The 3,981-nt window shown below is 55.8% G+C and carries 6 protein-coding genes; all 6 read left to right on the top strand.

From position 1 onward, the window contains the following. The first annotated feature begins 26 nt into the window (after window positions 1-26). The 6 genes from RC85_RS27870 to RC85_RS24975 all read left to right on the top strand — a co-directional run bounded on the left by RC85_RS27870 (window position 27) and on the right by RC85_RS24975 (window position 3,454). Window positions 27-275: a hypothetical protein gene (locus RC85_RS27870; protein WP_162273273.1), complete on the top strand. Its 249-nt coding sequence runs from the start codon at window positions 27-29 to the stop codon at window positions 273-275. Continuing rightward, window positions 272-499 (top strand): addiction module protein, encoded by a 228-nt coding sequence (locus RC85_RS24995; protein WP_068267548.1) that lies wholly within the window; start codon window positions 272-274, stop codon window positions 497-499. The genes RC85_RS27870 and RC85_RS24995 overlap by 4 nt, the downstream gene beginning before the upstream one ends. Then, a complete protein-coding gene (locus RC85_RS24990; RefSeq protein WP_068267546.1) occupies window positions 496-786 on the top strand; it encodes a hypothetical protein in 291 nt (96 codons plus the stop codon). Before RC85_RS24995 ends, RC85_RS24990 begins: the two co-directional genes overlap by 4 nt. Window positions 787-1,151: 365 nt before the next feature. After that, window positions 1,152-1,865, top strand: a complete 714-nt coding sequence (locus tag RC85_RS24985) for a hypothetical protein (RefSeq protein WP_162273272.1) — start codon at window positions 1,152-1,154, stop codon at window positions 1,863-1,865. Window positions 1,866-2,226: 361 nt separating this feature from the next. Then, entirely contained in the window at window positions 2,227-2,853 is a 627-nt protein-coding gene (locus RC85_RS24980; protein ID WP_068267541.1) for a Clp protease N-terminal domain-containing protein, read from the top strand. Window positions 2,854-2,953: 100 nt separating this feature from the next. Continuing rightward, entirely contained in the window at window positions 2,954-3,454 is a 501-nt protein-coding gene (locus RC85_RS24975; RefSeq protein ID WP_068267539.1) for a hypothetical protein, read from the top strand. Window positions 3,455-3,981 lie beyond the last annotated feature (527 nt).

Here is a 3,981-nt window from a genome sequence, read left to right as displayed (position 1 = left end):
GGATTCTTTGTTACGCTTCCAACACGGTGGCTGTCACCCACGTGGACGAAGTCCGCGCTGATGGACGGCATCGCAATGGTGTATTGCGGATAACCATTGCATGCACCGGAGTGGCGGCCGCACACTTTTCTCTCTGCTTGCATGTCAAATCCCGCCACCTCGGTGATGCTTACCGTTATCCGACTGGGTGGGCGGAAGGCGTTCCGCCCGTAAACGATCGCATTTGCACGATCCTTCAGCGGTGGTACAATGCAGTGATGGAGAACATAGCATGACCGTTGAACAAGCAATTAACGACATTTCTGCCTTGCCACTGAATGACCAACTTCTAGTGGTGCAAGCGATTTGGGATCGGCTGCCAGACGGCGTCGGCACAGAATTGACCGAGTCGCAACGTGCCGAATTGGACCGACGCTGGGCCGAATACAAGGCTGACCCTTCGACAGCACTTAGTGAGGAAGAGTTTAGGGAGCGCATCCGGGTGGCTCGTAGTCAATGAACGCGCGACTGACCGCGTATACCGAATCCGATCTGTTGCGCGGTATTGATTGGTTCGACCGCCTCTCAATGGGGCTTGGCGACAAATTCGAGATTGAATTCTACTCTGCCCTCGAACGGGTCAAGGCGCATCCAGAATCGTTCGCACCGGACCATACGGGCTACCGGCCTTGTCGACTCAATCGCTTCACTGCTGTTCTGTACTTTCGCATTGATGCACCGCATGTTGTGGTCGTTGGGCTATTCACAAGCGGCGAAGATGAACGCGAATTGCAAAATCGCGGATAACCAAAGGATGCACCGGAGTACGGCTTGCGAGTTGTTCCGCAGTGGTTGACTTTTCCCTCCGTACCCGGTGATCCTAGACGTTATCCGACTGAGCCGCGGACACTTGCTGCCAGCCTCGCGCCCTGCGGGGCACAACCTACGCGTACAGCATGACCGCCAACACCGTTTTACCCCAACGCTCGACCAACATCGAAATGCCGACTGCCCTGCGGGGCACAACCAACGCCTGGCTTTCGATGCTCAATCAATGCTGAAGTGCCGGATGCACTGCGTGGCATCAACCAGCGCCCGTCTTCCCGAACTCGATACACTGCCTCACACCGCAATTTGCTTTGCCGGCAACACTCTGCTACGCTTTCCAAATGGTGACTGTCACCCACGGGGACGAAGTCCGCGCTGACGGATCGCATCGCAACGGTGTTTTGCGGATAACCATTGCATGCACCGGAGTGGCGGCCGCACACTTTTCTCTCTGCTTGCACGTCAAATCCCGCCACCTCGGTGATGCATACCGTTATCCGACTGAAATCCACTGCGTCATAAAACAAGCTGATCTGTTGCCGCTTCCACAAATCGTTGACGTCAAACGGCCCTTCGGGGCGTCCATACGCGGCTACGTTTTAACGCGAAACACCCAATGCGTCGTTATTCGGGAATTCGATGGCTTCATGCCTGATGGCTTCACTGTTCTTCCTGCGTCCACCGTCTCTGAATTGCTGGTAAACGAACGCTGGTCCGAGATGCTTGCGAAGGAAGGACATTCTGACTTGGCTGCTGTTGGCCCACCATTCACCCCTGATACGCTTCGTTCAGTTCTATCTTACCTCCACGTTAGTCGAACGAACGCAAAGATTGAGTGCGAAGCAACGCCCAATGCTGCGGAGCACGGATTCCATCTTGGTCGTGTTGCCGCTATGCACGACGACCACATCGACTTCACGTTTTTTGACGCCGCTGGAAAATGGTTTGATGGCGTTTACGGTATCTCTTTCGCTTCGATCACGCAGATCGTTGTCGGCTCACCTTACGTTGAAACATTCTCTAAGTATATCGGCCCATACCCACATGACGACGGATAACCATTGCATGCACCGGAGTGGCGGCCGCACACTTTTCTCTCTGCTTGCACGTCAAATCCCGCCACCTCGGTGATGCATACCGTTATCCGACTGAACTGCGGACACTTACTGCCCGCCTCCCGCCCTGCGGGGCACAACCCATGCACGACCAAGCCCGCTTTACCCCCAACGCTCGATCAACACTCAAGTCCAGACTGCCCTGCGGGGCATCAACCAACGCCTGAATTCCAATGCTCAATTAATGCCGACGTGCCGGATGCACTGCGTGGCACTACCAACGCCTGTCCTTGGTTACTCGATTTACTGCTGTTTGCCGAAACTTGCTTGACCGACCACTCTTTGCTACGATCTACACAAGGTGATGGTCACCCACGCGGATGAAGCCCGCGTTGAAGGACCGTATCGCGATGGTATATTGCGGATAACCATTGCATGCACCGGAGTGGCGGCCGCACACTTTTCTCTCTGCTTGCACGTCAAATCCCGCCACCTCGGTGATGCATACCGTTATCCGACTGAGCTGCAGAAAATGCTTGAACGCTTCAACTCAATTGCCGTCCGCAGCATCCAATACGCGAACCAAGCTGCACACCGACTTGGCTACACGTCGATCGGTGCGAATCACCTTTGGGCCGGGATCTTGCGATATCGCACGTCACCCGCGAACGCGACTTTAGCGTCCTGCGGTGTCCGACGCTCGGCGATTGTACGTCGGTTGCGACTGCAGCATGGCGTTCCTCGCCCTCCGGTCCCGCCAGGGCGACGCCCGGTCGATCCCGACGCAAAGTCCGTCATACAACTTGCGATTGCAATTGCCGACGAATACGACCACACTTTCATCGGTTCCGAGCACATCTTGTTGGCGTTGTCTCGCCACTGCGCGGATGCCGTTAGCGGGCATATTGAACTACTTGACCTTCCCTACTCTGTGGTCGAAAACGCCTTCGCCCGGAGGTTCGCTCCACCAACGACCCAATACGGCGGATAACCATTGCATGCACCGGAGTGGCGGCCGCACGCTTTTCTCTCTGCTTGCACGTCAAATCCCGCCACCTCGGTGATGCATACCGTTATCCGACTGAATTCAAATGCAACATACGCTTCTCATTCTCGGCTTGCTGATTTGCAACGCGTGTTACGCTGCCGACGCTTTACCGCGTACCGTCATCTACTTGCTGGACCCTCGCAATGCAACGCACACCGACAACACAATGGCAACTGAATACGAAAACGCTCGCACGGATGTGATGGCAACCCGAACCCTGACTGCATCCGAAGCGAAGATCATTGAACGCATCATGGACGCTGACCTAATCGAAACAACTCCGCCATTCTGCGGTCACCGACCTGGATGGGCGATCCGAACCTATTCCGGTGACAAGGTAACACGGACCGTTACGATTTGTGGCCTTTGTCGAACTTGGGCGACCGGTGGCACTGCACACGGACTGCGAAACAAACGAATTCTAAAGTTCCTGGCGTCAATCCTCCCTCTTCCTGACGTTTGGCGGAATGTGAAGACTGGCTTCGATATTGGTGATGCCGAGGACGGCCCATTCTTTACGCTCAAACCCGAAAACGGCGGATAACCAAAGGATGCACCGGAGTGGGGCTTGCGGCCGTTTCCTGATGGTTGACTTTTCCGTCCCCACCCGGTGATCCTAGACGTTATCCGACTGAGCCGCGGACATTTGCTGCCTTCCTCGCGCCCTGCGGGGCATCTCTAACGCTCGACCAAGAACGCTTTGCCCCAACGCTCAACCAACATCGAAATGCCGACTGCCCTGCGGGGCACCAACCGACGCCTGAATTCCAATGCCCAATTAATGCCGACGTGCCGGATGCACTGCGTGGCACCAACCAACGCCTGTCTTTGGACGCTCGATATACTGCTGCTCGCTGAAACTTGCTTGAACGTCCGCCCTTTGCTACGATCTACACACGGCGATGGTCACCCACGGGGACAAAGTCCGCGCTGACGGATTGCATCGTAATGGTGTTTTGCGGATAACCATTGCATGCACCGGAGTGGCGGCCGCACGCTTTTCTCTCTGCTTGCACGTCAAATCCCGCCACCTCGGTGATGCTTACCGTTATCCGACTGAGCCGCGGACAC

Source organism: Rubripirellula obstinata (assembly GCF_001642955.1).
GTDB lineage: Bacteria > Planctomycetota > Planctomycetia > Pirellulales > Pirellulaceae > Rubripirellula > Rubripirellula obstinata.
Note: the sequence above shows the minus strand (reverse complement) of the source record. Positions and strands in the feature narration are given on the sequence as shown.